Below are 13981 nucleotides of genomic sequence, written 5' to 3'. Positions count from 1 at the left end.
ACAGCGAATTTATGAGCTTAACATCATGAAAAAAGACAAGCTAAAATGAATGAAAATGGAAAGAAAATCAGGTGGTCAATTTGCTCCGAATCTCGGTGGTCAATTTAAACCGAAATTCACTGGTCACTTTGCTCCGAAATCAGGTGGTCAATTTGACCGTTTTTTCCAATAGCACAACCTATTTGATGAAATGTAGGGCAAAGGGATTGTGTAATGGTACATTTTGGCAAAGTGGTTGTACCTTATAAAATGCAAAAATGCGTTTCCGACCGAAGCGAGGAATTGCATTTTTGCCCGATTTTTCGGGCTTACCCAACCTTTATAGGTTGGGTACGGTAATCTTTAAGATTGTGGAAAAATCCCCTGTATTCCGTCATTCCATAGCGAAACAAATCCCAAAGCAAGGAACAGCCCATTTGAGCCAATGAACTATTGATAAATAAATCCTGCTTTTGCAAGGCTTCAGCAAGTGAACAACTTGGCGTGTCGTCCTGTTCTTCAGATTGCCTCAGCAATTCCCCAAATTCTTCGGTAACGAATGGCAAGCTTGCCACCGCTTCGTACTTTTGTGTATCGGGTTGTTTAATCTCTCCGATAGTAGATAGTAAGACTTGCCCTGTGTGCCTGCTGTTCCCAAAGTCCAACCAATATTTTGGGGTATCTCGGTAATTTTTGCGGTTGCGGAATATGCTCAAAATTTCTGCAACGCCAAACCTTGCTTTTACATTATCCACGCAAGTAATGGTAATGGTTGCCTGTGCTTCTTCGGGTATCATACCGAAACTATCCCTTTCAAATTTTCGGGTTTCGGCTTTCCAATTTGTACCGATACAACGGTTTACACGATTGATTAAAGCAACGGATTTGTGCAATCCTGTTTCGCTTTCAAAAAATCGCTGTCTGCCCAAATTGGCAATCGTGATAATATCATCGTCCCACAATCTTACGGAAAGTCCTGCGTGTCCTAAAGCCGTCAAACTCTCGTTTATCTCTAACAAGGCTGTCAGGACTTTTGAGCCTGTGCCACCTGCTCCGATAAGGTTTACCGCAATCGGGTTGGTCGGGTCTAACAGATAGCTGTCTGTAAAATGTACTTTTGTTTTCTCTGCGTTCATCAGAATATATTTTTAAGGGTTTTACTGTTAGCTTTTAATACTTCATTTGGAAAGGGTTTATCTGTATTAACGAGGTCTTTCCATAGGGTTACAATGTTCTTTTTTGTCAAATTACTGCACAGTGAATGGCTGAAATAGGAATTGAAAAAATAATGCTCCCAAGCCTGTATAAACTCCTCAACCGAAGCCGAATTTTTAATGTCAATACTTACCGTTCCCATACATACGTTGCCCTTTTCATAGATGTTGAAAAACGGAGCGTAATGCAAAGATGTTTTTTCGGTTGGTCGTCTGTTGGTTGCCAAAGCAAATACGGTAAGACTGCTCTTACTCGCTAACCAGAGCATTGCAGGTACTTGTGCCGTTCCGTTGGGTATGCCCAAATCGTCCACAAAATAAAGTTGCTGTTTCTTTGCTTTGGTGTACCATAATACCGTGCCTTTGTCATTGCTCGGATTGATATGCAGTACATTGGTCGGCAAAATTCCCTTTGGTTTTAAAAATGCCGTGTTCTTTTCTTCATCGGTCTGTAAACACTTCGCCAAAATAGTGGCTTCCCTTACGGTCAAGGGGTGGGCGTTGATTGGGTTGCCATCCCTGTCCATATCGAAATGCTCTACATAGGTTTCTTTGTCCGTGCCGTTGGTTACGTAAAAAACCAATGCTGATTTAGGAAAATAAAGCGTTCCGAAATTTGCTGTTATGTCGGTTGCATTGTTCATTTTTCTGTGGTTTTATAGTTATACAATAGGTAAGATAGGTCGTCCAATAACTCAAACAGGCAGTTCTCAAAATCAAGGTTTCCAACCGATATTTTTCTTTCGTCAAAGACTTTGTTAATGGTCGGTTCTTCCATTACTCCGTATTCGTTAAACTCGTTGTTGATACTGTCTTTTATGTTTTCGTACAACCAACCTTTGGTATCTGCGATAAAGGAAATATACTTTTCCATTCCGATAACTTCGTTTTCGCAATCATCGTTATAGGGGTCCTGTTCGGGTATGGGTGCGTTTCGGAAAATACTTGCTGTCGGGTATTCCGTATAAAGGGCAAAGGCATTACAAGCCACGTTCCAACATTCTTTGTCGAATGTATCACGGCTTTTAAAACGGCTTAAACGTTGCTCAAATATCGTTAGATTGATACGGTTGTACAACTTTTGCTCAATCCTGTCGCCAACGGTTTCCGCTTTCCTCAATTCACTTTTATAGCTTTCGGTTTCTTCCGTTTCATCGTCATAATCTACCCAATCTTTGTGCGTTTCATACAGCCAATACAAATAGCTGTCTTCCTGTCTGTAATATGGTATTTGGGCAATATGGTACAGATAACTGCAAACCGAAGTCAGTAAATGTGCGGTGTGTTTCCGCTGTTTGTCGTGCAACATTTCAAAGAGTGGAACAATGGGAATGTAAAACAGCGTTGTACCTGTGTCGTATCTTTCCTCGCTCGTTAAAAAGGTTTTCTTACTGTCCCGTATCAATTTAAAACCGTCCCAATTTCTATGGCTTCGTTTCATTTGGGTATCCATATCCCACATAGCCAATACCATATTGTAGGGATAGCCGTAACCCTGTCGGGTTGGCATTGGCTCAATGCTGTAATGCTCGGCAAGTTTGGAAAGGGATTTATAAAAATCCCTTTCCGTTTTCTGACAAGCCTGTACGGATTGTGCCGTTTTCAGTTTAGGCAGAAACGTACACTTTAGAAAACCATTGGTAGCATTGCTATCGGTACGGATTTCCGTTTGTCTTTCCGCACCTGGTCTGCATCTTTTGGTCTTTGCATCCATTGTGCGAACTCGCCCAACTGTCGGTGCAACTTCCGTTGCCGTTTCTGTTCGGGTATGCTGATTGTTCCCGATATGATTTTGCGTTGCATAGTTCATTGTTTTACGATTTTAAATTATCCTTTAGTACCCATAACGCTTTCAAATCTGTACTCGACCGCATCGTCTTTTATCTTCGGTGCTGATACCTTTGCGGTCGTCAAAATCGGGTACATATTGGCGTAATAATTCATTACGGCTTCCACGCTCCAACGTGCTTCGGGGTCGGTCAGTCTGATGTCCTGTCCTTTATCTTTAAGTATAAAAACTCTCGGTAATACTGTTGCTAATAACATAACTTTTGATTTTGGTGTTAATACTGTTCTGTTTCGTCAATGGGGCAATCTGCCGTAACTTCTTCCGCTTGTGGCGGTTCTTCCGTTGGTTCTTCCATTGCACCGAATAGGCTCGGTGTTGCAAACTTGTCGGACAATGATGTTTTGCGTTTGCGTATCTCGTCCGCCTTTTCGGGAAACTCCGCAATGTCGGGTACTTTTATCCACGCTTCACGGAATTTGCCCTCTTTCTCCAACTCGTCAGCCTTTGCCATACCGTCTTTGTACTTCTTGTCTTTTGCTTCCTTTTCCTTTTTAGCTTTCTCGGCTTTCTGCTTCTCCGCTTCGGATTGCAGTTTGACGATTTCCATTTGCTTCATAAAGGCTTCCATATCTACCATTACGCCCGAAATGGTTTTAATAGGTGCGGTAATCTGCTCAAAAAATCCCTCGTCAAACTCCTGCGGAGTGGCGTTGAATGTCAAAGGGGGAATGAGGTTTTTTGCACTATCTCCGCATTGCTCATTGTTGAGCAATACTGTTACGATTAGGTTGTTTTCCGTGCCTTTGGTTATTGTCAGTTGTAAATTACCTGTAAAATCCAACTGTGCTATCTGATTGAAAAAATTTGTGTTCATTGTCTTAATTTTAATGTGTTGTTACTTGTTTTTTGATTGCTGTAAGTTTCTCGTACATATCCGTCCAATAAGCTTTTTGCCTTTTGTCGAACTCGGAAAAACTTTTGTCTTTGTGCCTGTACTCCTTGTAATCTGCGGTTATTCTGATAGCTTCGTCAAGGTCTGTAACTTCTATTAGGCAACCGTTTAAATCTGTGATATACATTACTATCCGTTTTTAATTTGTTATTTCTGCTATCTTGTCAATCCTGCCATAAATGAAACTTCGTAGGCTTGTTTTGTCGGGTGCGTTGTATTCCTGCCAACTGTCGTACTGCTTCACTACATAGGTTTTTAAAATATCCTCAAACCCAAACCGATAACCCATTAGGGGAATTGCCCTGTTAAAAAATGCGTTTCGGTTTACTGCTTCTGCAATCCAGTTTTTATCGGCTCGGCTCAACTTCTCGCCCTTGTTCAGTTTCTCCCTTAGCTGATACACCTTTGAGTTTTTCAGCGTTTCTAAATTGGGTACTTCGTGGCTGACAAATTTTGTGGCTATTGCTTTCGTTTCCATTGTAACTGCTTTTAAATGTTATGCAATTATTCTGCGGTGTAAACTCCATTTACATAGTAGCCGTGTGACTTTTCCCAAAGGCGTACTAAACCGTCTGTATCTATATAAAAATGCTCTGTACGATTGCAGTAAATAATAAATACGCTTTCGTCCCTGTGCTTCTTTTCAAGGCTCTTGGCTCTTGCCAGACTTTTCGCTTCCTCTATTGTTGTCGCTTTCATAACTTCTGTTTTTATAGTAGGCTACCACCGATTAAGGCGGTAGCCTGTTGTTATTTAATTAAGGTTTAGGATTTCTGCACCGTCTAAGGCAAAGGCGGTACACAGTTCAAATGCTTTCTGCGATTTGCGTTGTGCAGTACCACCCAATACAATATTCTGTAACTTGGCTTCTTCGTTATTGTATTTTTTTACGTTCTGATAGTAGCCTGTAACAGCGTTGTACGCTCCGAACAAAGTGCCTTTGGTCGTGTCCATTAGCTGTGTGTCGCTCATCATTGCATAGCCGAAAGCGTCATCAACTACATTTTTAAACACGGTTGAAACTTCATCTTCCGCACCCTTTTTGAGTAAATCAAGGGTTTCCTTATTCGGGCAAAGTGCCAATTGAATTAGCTTTCTGACCTCACGGTCGGTTACCTTTACCTTTGTCCATTGGTTGAAAATGCCCTCTAACTGAATGCTCAACGTGTTAGCCAATCCCATAATCTTGTGAGCGTTCTCAATACGCTGTTTCGCTCCCGAAGTATGTTTGATGCGGACAACATTGGTCATATTCCGCAATGAAGCGTTTAAGGTATTTTGGCAAACGATACGGATAGGTGTAAACGCTGCGGTAATACTTCCGCTACCATCGTGCGAAGTGGTAAGGAAAATGTATTTTTCCGTTACATCATCGCCATTACCTACACGGATATAGTCGGGTAATTTGGCTGTGATAAAAATGCGTTCTCCCTTGCCCAATGCTCCTGCGGTTTCGTATAAAATACCGTCCCCACCGCCTACGATAGCATCAAAGAAATTAAACGCTTCTCGGTTTTGTACGATATGGTAATCCTTACCGACTACGCCTAATACTGCATTGTTATCGGTACGTATGTTGGCGAAATAGTTAGGTACTTCCAATTCGGTACTGCCTAACTCAATACCCTGTGCCGTTTCGATAAATCCCGAACCTTTGGTAAATAGTGGAGATTTTACGACTTCGTAATCTAACCCTGCGTGTTTGATAGCTTCCGCACTTGTTGGGTATTGCTCCACGATTTGCCCCAAACCGTGCCACGCTTTTTGCTGTACTGTAAAGAAACTGTACTTTCCTGTTCTCTCGTTGAAATTGATGTTATGTGCCATTTTGATAAAATTTTGATGTTAATAAATGATTGAATACTCGTTTTAGAATGGTAGGTCATCCTCTGTTCCCTCTGCTGTAAATCCGTTGCTTTCAGATTGTGCAGTAGCTTGTACGGTTTCGACTTTCCTGCCACCTCCGTGCAGTTTGATTTGTGAGGTATGGAAATTCAGCCCTGCTCTCGCTTCGCCCTCTTTGTTTACCCACGCCCTTGTGCTTACTCGTCCTGTGAGTTCTACCAAAGTGCCTTTTGTCAGTAGTCTTGCCACGTTTGCAGTTATCCAATAGGCACAATCGAAATAGGTTGTTTGCTCTACTCGTTCGCCCTGCTTGTTCCGATAGCTGTCGTTTACCGCTACTGAAAAGTTTACTACTTGTTTTTCGTTCGACAATGTGCGTACTTCCGCATTTCTTGTCAGTCTTCCTGTGATGTTCATTTTTGTTGATTTTTAGAGATTGATATTTGATTTATTTTTTTTGATTTATTCGGTAATGAGAGGAGGTGCTGTTTCGTTTCATTACCATTTTCAATGCTTATAATTTTCATAACTGACATTTTTTTTATTCGTCCAAAGAGCCGGAGTATGCTATGTTTCGTTTCACGAGCATAAAAGGTTCGTGTTTAGCCGACACAAGGTTTTGAATAAAAAATACTACCCAACGGGTGGAGATTTTTTTTCAAACTTGCGTGACCTTTTGGCGGCGTTAAGAACACGGAAATACCTTTGCTCTTGAAATGGGACAATAGTGCATACAGGCTTCTTTGAATAAAAGAGAATGTGGAAGCCGGGAAAATTGCATTAGAAAATGGTCTGTTGTGAATGGAAATAACACTTCTATTTCCCTGGATTGATAAATGTTTTTTTAATTGTGTGGCTCTTAAAGCCACACCTGACAGGGATTTTAAAAATGCCGGAAAGTGGAATGAGATGAAGGGCGTTTTTCAAATTTCTGTTTCAGAAATAGCCGAAAGCTCTTTTACAGTCGGGGAAATTGGAAAGGGAGGTAAATGTGCTTTGGATATAAAAAATTGGGACAAAAAAACAGAGCTGTCAAGCTCTGTTCTATAAGTTGTGTTGGATTTAATTAAATAGCTACCGTTAAAAATGCTTCTTCCATTGCCTTGAATTTCGGTGTTACCAAATCCATATCCTTACTGATTTTCTGGCTGGTAATCTTTGCATAAATCTGTGTGGTCGAAATATTTTTATGCCCCATCATTTTGCTTAAACTTTCAAGCGGTACGCCCTCGGTCAAAAACATTGTTCCGAAAGTATGTCTTGCCGTGTGGAAAGTTACTTTTTGCTCCGTAATAATTTCCGCTTTTTCAATCAGTTTAGTAACGTGTCTATTACAGGTCGTATTGGTCGGAACAGGAAAAATAAATTCATTGCGGGTCGTACCCAAATATTTTTCAATGATGCGTTTGGGTATTTCCATTAACCGAACATTGGAAGCAATATCAGATTTCTTTCTCCTACTGATAATCCATTGATGACCGTCAAAGAATGACTGAATATTGTTCCTTTTCAGCTTTTTAATATCTGCATAAGCAAGTCCGGTAAAACAACTGAAAATAAACAGGTCTTTTACTACCTCATACCGTTTGTGCGGAGGTTCGCACATCATTAGCTTTTCGACATCTTCTTTCAGTATGTAACCTCTGTCGGTTTCCTCCATACTGATTTCGTAATCTTCAAACGGATTATCACGTATCAGCCCTTTTTTGATAGCCAGTTCGACAAGGGCTAATACAGGCATCGTGTACACCCAAACCGTATTATGCGACGACTGTAAATCGTACCGTAGGTAAAAATCAAACTCACGGATAAAATCGTTGGTCAATTCCCGAAAAGCCATATCATTACGATGATAGCGTTCCTTTATAAACGTGGTAAGATGATTGTAAACCGTGATATACTTGTTGTAGGTGCTTTGTGAGCGTTCTTCCTTTTCGACCAATTTTTTAAATTCCTCATTTTGGTCGTTGAAAACTTTCAGTATAGCATCGTCCATTACACCCACACCTAAAAAGGAGAGCTTTACTTTTTGGGCGGTAGCAAAACCCTCGTGTTTCAGCATATCTTCATAAATCTTGTCGATACGCCCACGTATGTTATCTAATTTTTGGTTGATGCTTAATGCCTGGGTACTCTTGCCCAAAACTCTCCCGAATTTTAAATCCCAATTATCTGCATTAATTTCTAACTTTGTTCCCAAAGTTTTAGCAACTCCGTCAATGGTAATACGTGCCATAATCGGGGCATTACCGTTCTTTTTCGGTTCGTTCTTTTTCAAATAGAAAAGTAGTTTGAACGTCGATTTTTTTGCCTGTTCCATAACTCCAATGTTTAATGTTTAAAATTAAATTACATTGAGTTACAAGGAAACGTAAAAAAGGGTGCAAAACACTGAAATATAACTTGTTAAGACATACCGTTACCTGTATCAACAGGTAACGAATTAGTAACCTAACCTTGTCAATTTAAGCCTAAAATCATACAGACACGGACTTCCAATTTAAGACTACTATTTTATAAAGCGTTGTATAGCAAAGGGTTTAACCGTTTTGCTTATCTTTGCTTTTTATTAATCTTTTTTAGAGAAAAATCAAAAAAAAATCCCCCGATAAATCGACAGATTTTAAATAGAGCCAACTATGAGATTTCCTGCCGGCAGTCAGGCAGGGAACTCACGACTGCTTCCTCAATTACCACTCAAACAAAATTTTTCTAAAGAAACAGTCCACAAGTTTTGGCGTTGGGCCCATCCAGCTTATGGAGGGTCCGACAAATTGCCAAAAATTCTCAACAAAAAAATCCCCCGATAAATCAGGAGATTTCAAATAGAGCCAACTATGAGATTTGAACTCACGACCTCTTCCTTACCAAGGAAGCGCTCTACCCCTGAGCTAAGTCGGCAAAAATTCTAAAAAAAAATCACAATCCGCTTTGTTGGTTGTGATTTCTTTGAGCGGAAGACGAGGGTCGAACTCGCGACATTCAGCTTGGAAGGCTGACGCTCTACCAACTGAGCTACTTCCGCATTTTGTTTACAAAATTTGTTGGTAAACGGTCTGCAAATTTAAAACTTATTTTTCGATTTGCAAAGACTTTTTTTTATAAAATGTGGGGAGAGCAGGATTCGAACCTGCGAAGTCGTAAGACAGCAGAGTTACAGTCTGATCCATTTGGCCACTCTGGAATCTCCCCAATTTTACAAAAATGAGCCTCCTGAGGGATTCGAACCCACGACCCCGAGATTACAAATCACGTGCTCTGGCCAACTGAGCTAAGGAGGCAAAATAGATTTCAAAGGAACTTCTTATCTCTTTTTGCGAGTGCAAATATAAGGTTGTTTTTTTGAAATCTACAAATAAATTTTAAAAAATTTTAAGATTATTTTTTAAGCCAGTTCTTTTTTCTTGATTAGCAGCTTTTTAGCAGTATCAGCGCATAAATCAATACTTTCTTCAAAAGATCCCGAAGTCTTTTTGACCACGATATCGTCTCCCGGAACTTCCAGTTTTATTTCAGCGGTTTTATTTTCTTTATCAGTAGAATTCTCAACTTTTAAGAATACTTGGACTCCATGGATCTTATCATAAAATGTTTCGAGTTTGCTTAATTTTTTTTCCAAATATTCTTCTAATGGCGCATGTGGGGTCAATCCAATTGACTGAACTTTAATTTTCATAATCTACATTTTTTTTGCTCTTGGATGAGCACTGTTAAACACTTTTTTTAATTGCTCAATGTTGGCATTGGTATAAACCTGCGTTGATGCAAGCGACGAATGCCCCATCAACTTCTTTACTTTGGAGATTTCTGCCCCGTTTTCCAACACATGAGTAGCAAAACTATGCCTCAAAATGTGGGGGCTTTTCTTCTCCTTCGAAGTAACAAGACTAAGATAGGAATTAACCGCAGAATATACAAATTTATCATACAATTTATTGCCCTTTTTGGTCACAAAAAAATACATTTCGCTCTCTCTCAGCGGATTTCTTTCGAGAAGATAGCTTTGGAATTTTTCCGCAAGATGCTCAGAAAACGGAATGATCCGCTCTTTGTTTCCCTTTCCGATGACCTTGATTTCTTTTTTGCCAAAATCCACGTTTTCCAAAAGCAAATTGCAAAGTTCCATCCTTCGCATTCCAGTCTGATATAACGTTTCGATCACCAGTTCTTTCAGAAAATCGCCTTCCTTCATTTGCTGTTCCGCCAGTTCCAGATGAACCATTTCCTCTTTAGAAAAAGGGATTTGCTTTTCCGCGTAAAACTTTAGGGACTTGATGCCTTCTAAAGGCGAAGTCTTGATTTCCCCCAATTTCATTAAGAAAAGGAAAAAACTTCGAAGCGAAGAGAGTTTGCGGTTGATGCTTCTTTTTGAAATTTTTTGTTCCGACAGTTCCACCATGAAATTCCGGATGACCTTTTTACTGACTGCGGAAAAGTCCTGATGGGATTCGGTTTCCAGTAAAAAAATGGAAAAATCGGATAGATCTTTCCGGTAGCTGATTACCGTGTTTGGAGCGTAGCGCCTTTCGACACTGAGGTATTCTAAAAATCGTTCAATCATCTTTAAATAATGGATAGCGCAAGTCTTTGCGGAAAGTTCGCGACCGGGACGCTTCGTGGAAGAAAGATGGAGTGCGCTACCGAGCTCCCAAATTCTACTTTTGAAGACCACAACATTTAACAACAAAAAATCACTCTTCAAATATAACTATTCGAAAAGTGATTTCGGTATTCTCTGAAGAAAACTTTGACTTAAGCTTGCTCCTCTTTGCTCAGATTTCTCTGTTTGTGAGCCGCTTTCAAGTTAGCCTGTCTCTTGGTTACAGAAGGCTTAATGAATTGCTGTCTGCTTCTCAAAGCTCTGACAATTCCTGTCTTGTCAAATTTTCTTTTATATTTTTTTAGTGCTCTGTCGATAGCCTCGCCATCTTTTACTGGAATTATTAACATATATTACATCTCATTTTGGACTGCAAAAATAGGGTTTTTTTCGGAATTGACAAATTTTTCACTATTTTTAAAGCTTAGAAGAATGCATCATGCAAAAAAACTACACCGTCATCAACGCTTCCGCAGGTTCGGGCAAAACCTATACCTTGGTTTTAAATCTACTGGCAATCTGCCTGAAATACCCTTCACAACCCGATAAAATCAGAAATATCTTGGCGCTTACCTTTACCAATAAGGCAGCGAACGAGATGAAACACCGGATTATCGAGTGGTTAAAAGACTTTATTAAGGATGATTTCGAAACCAATCAGGACTTAATCAATATCCGGGAAAAATTGGCCAGCCAAAATGTGAAAGTCAGCCTGCAAGAACTTCACGAAAGGTCGAAAAACCTATTGGATTACATTCTGCACCACTACTCTACCTTGAATATTGGAACGATCGACAAATTCAATTCCAGATTGGTCAGAAGTTTTACGCATGAGCTGGGTTTAGCGCAGAATTTCAACCTGGAAATCAATCCCGAACCGTTTCTGATAGAGGCGGTTGATAAAATGTTGGAAGAAATCGGCACAGACCATAAAATTTCGGAAACCTTCATGGATTTCATGAACTATAATTTAGACAATGAAGACCGTGTAAACCTCAACAAAACGCTTTATGATTCGGCAAAGGAGTATGTTCAGGACAAACATTTTTTCGAATTGGCGAAGAATAAGGACTTCGATTGGGAAGTCTATGAGGAATCGAAGAAAAATCTGCGCGAAGAACTAAAAAACCTTAAAGAAGATTCCATCAGAATTGCGAGGGAAACCTTAGACTTGTTGCGGGAAAAAAACCTAAAGCCCGAGGATTTTTCACGAGCGAGCGGCGGAACAATCGGCAAGTTCTTTGAAAACATCCTGGACCATTACCTGAACAGGGCGAAATTTCCATTCCCCGATGATGAAGATGCCGCGCAGGAAAACTACCGGAAAGGTGCCTCCTCGAAATCAAAAAACAGACAGTCGGAAATTTTGGAAATCATCGACTATCTGATTTACAATCGACAAAAAATCATCGAAAACTATATTCTTCAAAAGAAAAAGGAGAAAATTCTGGGCGCAATTTTACCTTTAAAGGTCAATAAGGACATTCAGGATAAACTCGCCGAAATCGAAGAGGAAAACGACCTGGTTTTGCTTTCGAAATTCAATGTTCTGATTCACGAAAACCTTCGCGAAGAACCATCATCATTCATTTATGAAAAAGTGGGAACCAAATTCTCCCATTATTTTTTTGATGAATTTCAGGATACTTCCTTTATCCAATGGCAAAACTTTCTTCCACTGAGAGACCACGCGATTTCTCAGGAAAACATGAGCTTTACTTTGGTCGGCGACCCCAAACAAAGCATCTACCGTTTTCGAGGTGGCGATTCCAAACTTATGCTCCACATCATCAATAAAACGGAGGATACCCAGACTTTTGCGGAGCTGGAAAATTTGAAATACAACTTCAGAAGTGCAAAAAATATCGTGGATTTTAACAATAATCTTTACCAGTTTATCTCGCGGTTTACTTTGCCGGAACATGAAAAAATATTTGGCGAAGGCTCTTTCCAAAATGCCAAATCCAAATTTGAAGGCAGAGTTCGGGTGAATTTGGTGGAAAACGCAAAAAAAGAAACCTATTACAGCGAAGTAGCAGAGAAAATGCGGCAAGACATTCAACAATGTTTGGACAATGGATTTAAGTTTTCAGACATCGCCATTCTTTGCCGTGGAAATTTTGATATCTTCAGTTTTTCCAAACTTCTTGGGAATCTGAAAGTGATCGATCACGGTGAAGAAATCCATGTGAAAACCATTTCAGATTCTGGTTTAACCTTAAATTTGTCGTCCACTTTATTGGCTTTGACAGAGTTTTTAAGGTGGGAAGATAATCCAAAAAACATGCAGTTTCCGGTAAGAATGCTGTATCACCTCAAAGATTTGGGCAGAATCAGCACCGCGGATTTTTCAGCCGAAATGCTTGAAATGCTGAAACTGGAAGGCAAATCCGAAATGGAGCGTTTCATGTTCGAGAAATACGGACTCCATCTGAGCACCCAAAACTTACTGCAGCTCAATCTGTATAATTTCATCGAACATTTTCTATCCGAATTCATGGTGAAAGGAAGGGAAATGGATTTCTTGCTCAATTATTTGGAAATGGTTTTTGCCTATTCACAAAATTCGGGTTCCACACTAAAAAACTTCCTAAAATATTGGGATGAGGAAGCAAATCAGACCACTATTCAAGCTTCGGAAAATGTGGATGCCATTCAGATCATGACCATTCATAAAGCAAAAGGTCTGGAGTTTCCTGTGGTTTTTTTGCCCATGGCAAATGAAAATAAGGACGGAAATTTCTCCAATTGGTTACCGGTAGATTCTGAAACTGGCCTAAACTCTGTAAACATCAATGGTTTTGACAAAGCGCTGGAAACCTACGACCCGGAAATGGCCCGTTTCAATCAAGAAAATAGCTATGAAAATAAGATTGACCGTTTTTGCCTGCAATATGTGGCGACAACCAGACCGGTGGAACAACTTTTTCTTTATATAGAAAAACCAAACAAAACCAGTAACCATCTGGAAATCTACGATTTCTTGGCTCCTGGAATTCCCAAAAATGAAGTGGGGGAAGAAATTTCTTCATTTGATCTTTACGACGTTTCTGATGAGATCTTGAAAAAGCAGGCCATGGAGAAGACCTCAAAACCAAAAACGGAATCCATTGATTATCAACCTGAACGCGTTTCAAATCCGCAATCTATCCAAATTGCGACTCCATCCAAGAGTTATCAGAACCGCGTGGAAAAAGTCAGAATCGGGATTTTCACCCATGAAATTTTGTCGAAAATCAATTCAGGAAAAGATGTTGAAAGCGTTTTGGAATCCTATCTTTTGGAGGGAACCATCACTGCGGAAGAAAAAGAAGCCATTTCGAAAAGAATTTTCAACATCATTAATGATGAAAAATATTCGAAATATTTCACTGATAATCAAATTATAATCAACGAAAAAGACATCATGCTTTCTGAAAATGGCGAGTCGAAAATCTTTCGTCCGGATCGGATGATTGAGACCGAAAACGGGTACATTATCCTGGATTTCAAAACCGGCACCGAAAAGGAAAGTCATCAAAAACAAATTGAGGAATACAAAACTGTTCTGGAAAAATTAGGAAAAACCGTTTTGGAGACCAAACTTGTTTATGTTTAGAAAA

16 protein-coding genes and 4 tRNA genes are annotated in these 13981 nt (G+C 39.8%); 2 read left to right on the top strand and 18 right to left on the bottom strand.

Annotated features, from left to right (window positions below):
* Positions 1-308: 308 nt before the first annotated feature.
* Genes ACM44_RS12620 through ACM44_RS12580 form a run of 10 tightly spaced genes read right to left on the bottom strand, consistent with a single transcriptional unit; the run spans position 309 to position 6196 of the window.
* On the bottom strand, positions 309-1115 hold the full coding sequence (locus ACM44_RS12620; RefSeq protein WP_048500411.1) for a PRTRC system ThiF family protein: 807 nt from the start codon (positions 1113-1115) through the stop codon (positions 309-311).
* The gene (locus ACM44_RS12615; protein WP_048500410.1) at positions 1115-1837 is read right to left on the bottom strand and encodes a PRTRC system protein B; all 723 of its coding nucleotides are present in this window, start codon (positions 1835-1837) and stop codon (positions 1115-1117) included. The genes ACM44_RS12620 and ACM44_RS12615 overlap by 1 nt, the downstream gene beginning before the upstream one ends.
* Entirely contained in the window at positions 1834-3003 is a 1170-nt protein-coding gene (locus ACM44_RS12610) for a hypothetical protein (RefSeq protein ID WP_048500409.1), read from the bottom strand. The genes ACM44_RS12615 and ACM44_RS12610 overlap by 4 nt, the downstream gene beginning before the upstream one ends.
* 17 nt (positions 3004-3020) lie before the next feature.
* A complete protein-coding gene (locus ACM44_RS12605; RefSeq protein ID WP_024564690.1) occupies positions 3021-3239 on the bottom strand; it encodes a PRTRC system protein C in 219 nt (72 codons plus the stop codon).
* 17 nt (positions 3240-3256) lie between these two features.
* Complete coding sequence (locus tag ACM44_RS12600; protein ID WP_048500408.1) at positions 3257-3856, bottom strand: PRTRC system protein E; 600 nt, start codon at positions 3854-3856, stop codon at positions 3257-3259.
* A 10-nt stretch (positions 3857-3866) separates the two neighbouring features.
* Positions 3867-4061, bottom strand: a complete 195-nt coding sequence (locus tag ACM44_RS12595) for a hypothetical protein (RefSeq protein WP_048500407.1) — start codon at positions 4059-4061, stop codon at positions 3867-3869.
* Positions 4062-4073: 12 nt separating this feature from the next.
* Complete coding sequence (locus tag ACM44_RS12590) at positions 4074-4412, bottom strand: hypothetical protein (RefSeq protein WP_048500406.1); 339 nt, start codon at positions 4410-4412, stop codon at positions 4074-4076.
* Positions 4413-4438: 26 nt separating this feature from the next.
* Entirely contained in the window at positions 4439-4633 is a 195-nt protein-coding gene (locus ACM44_RS15050) for a DNA-binding protein (RefSeq protein ID WP_083993730.1), read from the bottom strand.
* 54 nt (positions 4634-4687) lie between these two features.
* Entirely contained in the window at positions 4688-5761 is a 1074-nt protein-coding gene (locus ACM44_RS12585) for a DUF932 domain-containing protein (RefSeq protein WP_048500405.1), read from the bottom strand.
* 42 nt (positions 5762-5803) lie between these two features.
* Positions 5804-6196 carry a single-stranded DNA-binding protein gene (locus ACM44_RS12580; protein ID WP_048500404.1) on the bottom strand — a complete coding sequence of 131 codons (393 nt, stop codon included), beginning with the start codon at positions 6194-6196 and terminating at the stop codon, positions 5804-5806.
* A gap of 384 nt (positions 6197-6580) precedes the next feature.
* Between ACM44_RS12580 and ACM44_RS12575 the strand changes: the two genes are divergently transcribed.
* Positions 6581-6829 (top strand): hypothetical protein, encoded by a 249-nt coding sequence (locus ACM44_RS12575; protein ID WP_048500403.1) that lies wholly within the window; start codon positions 6581-6583, stop codon positions 6827-6829.
* Positions 6830-6845: 16 nt separating this feature from the next.
* Here ACM44_RS12575 and ACM44_RS12570 read toward each other — a convergent pair whose 3' ends face one another.
* The 8 genes from ACM44_RS12570 to rpsU form a co-directional block, all read right to left on the bottom strand.
* The gene (locus ACM44_RS12570) at positions 6846-8099 is read right to left on the bottom strand and encodes a site-specific integrase (RefSeq protein ID WP_048500402.1); all 1254 of its coding nucleotides are present in this window, start codon (positions 8097-8099) and stop codon (positions 6846-6848) included.
* 509 nt (positions 8100-8608) lie between these two features.
* Positions 8609-8680, bottom strand: a tRNA-Thr gene (locus ACM44_RS12565).
* A 51-nt stretch (positions 8681-8731) separates the two neighbouring features.
* Positions 8732-8804: transfer RNA gene (locus tag ACM44_RS12560), tRNA-Gly, on the bottom strand.
* 84 nt (positions 8805-8888) lie between these two features.
* A tRNA-Tyr gene (locus ACM44_RS12555) sits at positions 8889-8971 on the bottom strand.
* A gap of 15 nt (positions 8972-8986) precedes the next feature.
* Positions 8987-9060, bottom strand: a tRNA-Thr gene (locus ACM44_RS12550).
* 104 nt (positions 9061-9164) lie between these two features.
* On the bottom strand, positions 9165-9455 hold the full coding sequence (locus ACM44_RS12545; RefSeq protein ID WP_048500401.1) for an HPF/RaiA family ribosome-associated protein: 291 nt from the start codon (positions 9453-9455) through the stop codon (positions 9165-9167).
* 3 nt (positions 9456-9458) lie between these two features.
* On the bottom strand, positions 9459-10340 hold the full coding sequence (locus ACM44_RS12540; protein ID WP_048500413.1) for a tyrosine-type recombinase/integrase: 882 nt from the start codon (positions 10338-10340) through the stop codon (positions 9459-9461).
* A 191-nt stretch (positions 10341-10531) separates the two neighbouring features.
* Entirely contained in the window at positions 10532-10729 is a 198-nt protein-coding gene (rpsU, locus tag ACM44_RS12535) for a 30S ribosomal protein S21 (RefSeq protein WP_048500400.1), read from the bottom strand.
* A gap of 89 nt (positions 10730-10818) precedes the next feature.
* Here rpsU and ACM44_RS12530 point away from each other — a divergent pair, with 89 nt between their 5' ends.
* Positions 10819-13977: a UvrD-helicase domain-containing protein gene (locus ACM44_RS12530; RefSeq protein WP_048500399.1), complete on the top strand. Its 3159-nt coding sequence runs from the start codon at positions 10819-10821 to the stop codon at positions 13975-13977.
* The last annotated feature ends 4 nt before the right edge of the window (positions 13978-13981 follow it).

This window comes from Chryseobacterium koreense CCUG 49689 (assembly GCF_001045435.1).
Taxonomy (GTDB): Bacteria; Bacteroidota; Bacteroidia; order Flavobacteriales; family Weeksellaceae; genus Kaistella; species Kaistella koreensis.
Note: the sequence above shows the minus strand (reverse complement) of the source record. Positions and strands in the feature narration are given on the sequence as shown.

Excerpts from the sequence above, each read along its gene's own strand:
- ACM44_RS12615 (WP_048500410.1), bottom strand. The coding sequence starts at position 1,837 with ATGAACAATGCAACCGACATAACAGCAAATTTCGGAACGCTTTATTTT.
- ACM44_RS12540 (WP_048500413.1), bottom strand. The coding sequence starts at position 10,340 with ATGATTGAACGATTTTTAGAATACCTCAGTGTCGAAAGGCGCTACGCT.
- ACM44_RS12585 (WP_048500405.1), bottom strand. The coding sequence starts at position 5,761 with ATGGCACATAACATCAATTTCAACGAGAGAACAGGAAAGTACAGTTTC.
- ACM44_RS12530 (WP_048500399.1), top strand. The coding sequence starts at position 10,819 with ATGCAAAAAAACTACACCGTCATCAACGCTTCCGCAGGTTCGGGCAAA.
- ACM44_RS12570 (WP_048500402.1), bottom strand. The coding sequence starts at position 8,099 with ATGGAACAGGCAAAAAAATCGACGTTCAAACTACTTTTCTATTTGAAA.
- ACM44_RS12610 (WP_048500409.1), bottom strand. The coding sequence starts at position 3,003 with ATGAACTATGCAACGCAAAATCATATCGGGAACAATCAGCATACCCGA.
- ACM44_RS12580 (WP_048500404.1), bottom strand. The coding sequence starts at position 6,196 with ATGAACATCACAGGAAGACTGACAAGAAATGCGGAAGTACGCACATTG.
- ACM44_RS12575 (WP_048500403.1), top strand. The coding sequence starts at position 6,581 with ATGGAAATAACACTTCTATTTCCCTGGATTGATAAATGTTTTTTTAAT.
- ACM44_RS12600 (WP_048500408.1), bottom strand. The coding sequence starts at position 3,856 with ATGAACACAAATTTTTTCAATCAGATAGCACAGTTGGATTTTACAGGT.
- ACM44_RS12545 (WP_048500401.1), bottom strand. The coding sequence starts at position 9,455 with ATGAAAATTAAAGTTCAGTCAATTGGATTGACCCCACATGCGCCATTA.
- ACM44_RS12595 (WP_048500407.1), bottom strand. The coding sequence starts at position 4,061 with ATGTATATCACAGATTTAAACGGTTGCCTAATAGAAGTTACAGACCTT.
- ACM44_RS12620 (WP_048500411.1), bottom strand. The coding sequence starts at position 1,115 with ATGAACGCAGAGAAAACAAAAGTACATTTTACAGACAGCTATCTGTTA.
- rpsU (WP_048500400.1), bottom strand. The coding sequence starts at position 10,729 with ATGTTAATAATTCCAGTAAAAGATGGCGAGGCTATCGACAGAGCACTA.
- ACM44_RS12590 (WP_048500406.1), bottom strand. The coding sequence starts at position 4,412 with ATGGAAACGAAAGCAATAGCCACAAAATTTGTCAGCCACGAAGTACCC.
- ACM44_RS15050 (WP_083993730.1), bottom strand. The coding sequence starts at position 4,633 with ATGAAAGCGACAACAATAGAGGAAGCGAAAAGTCTGGCAAGAGCCAAG.
- ACM44_RS12605 (WP_024564690.1), bottom strand. The coding sequence starts at position 3,239 with ATGTTATTAGCAACAGTATTACCGAGAGTTTTTATACTTAAAGATAAA.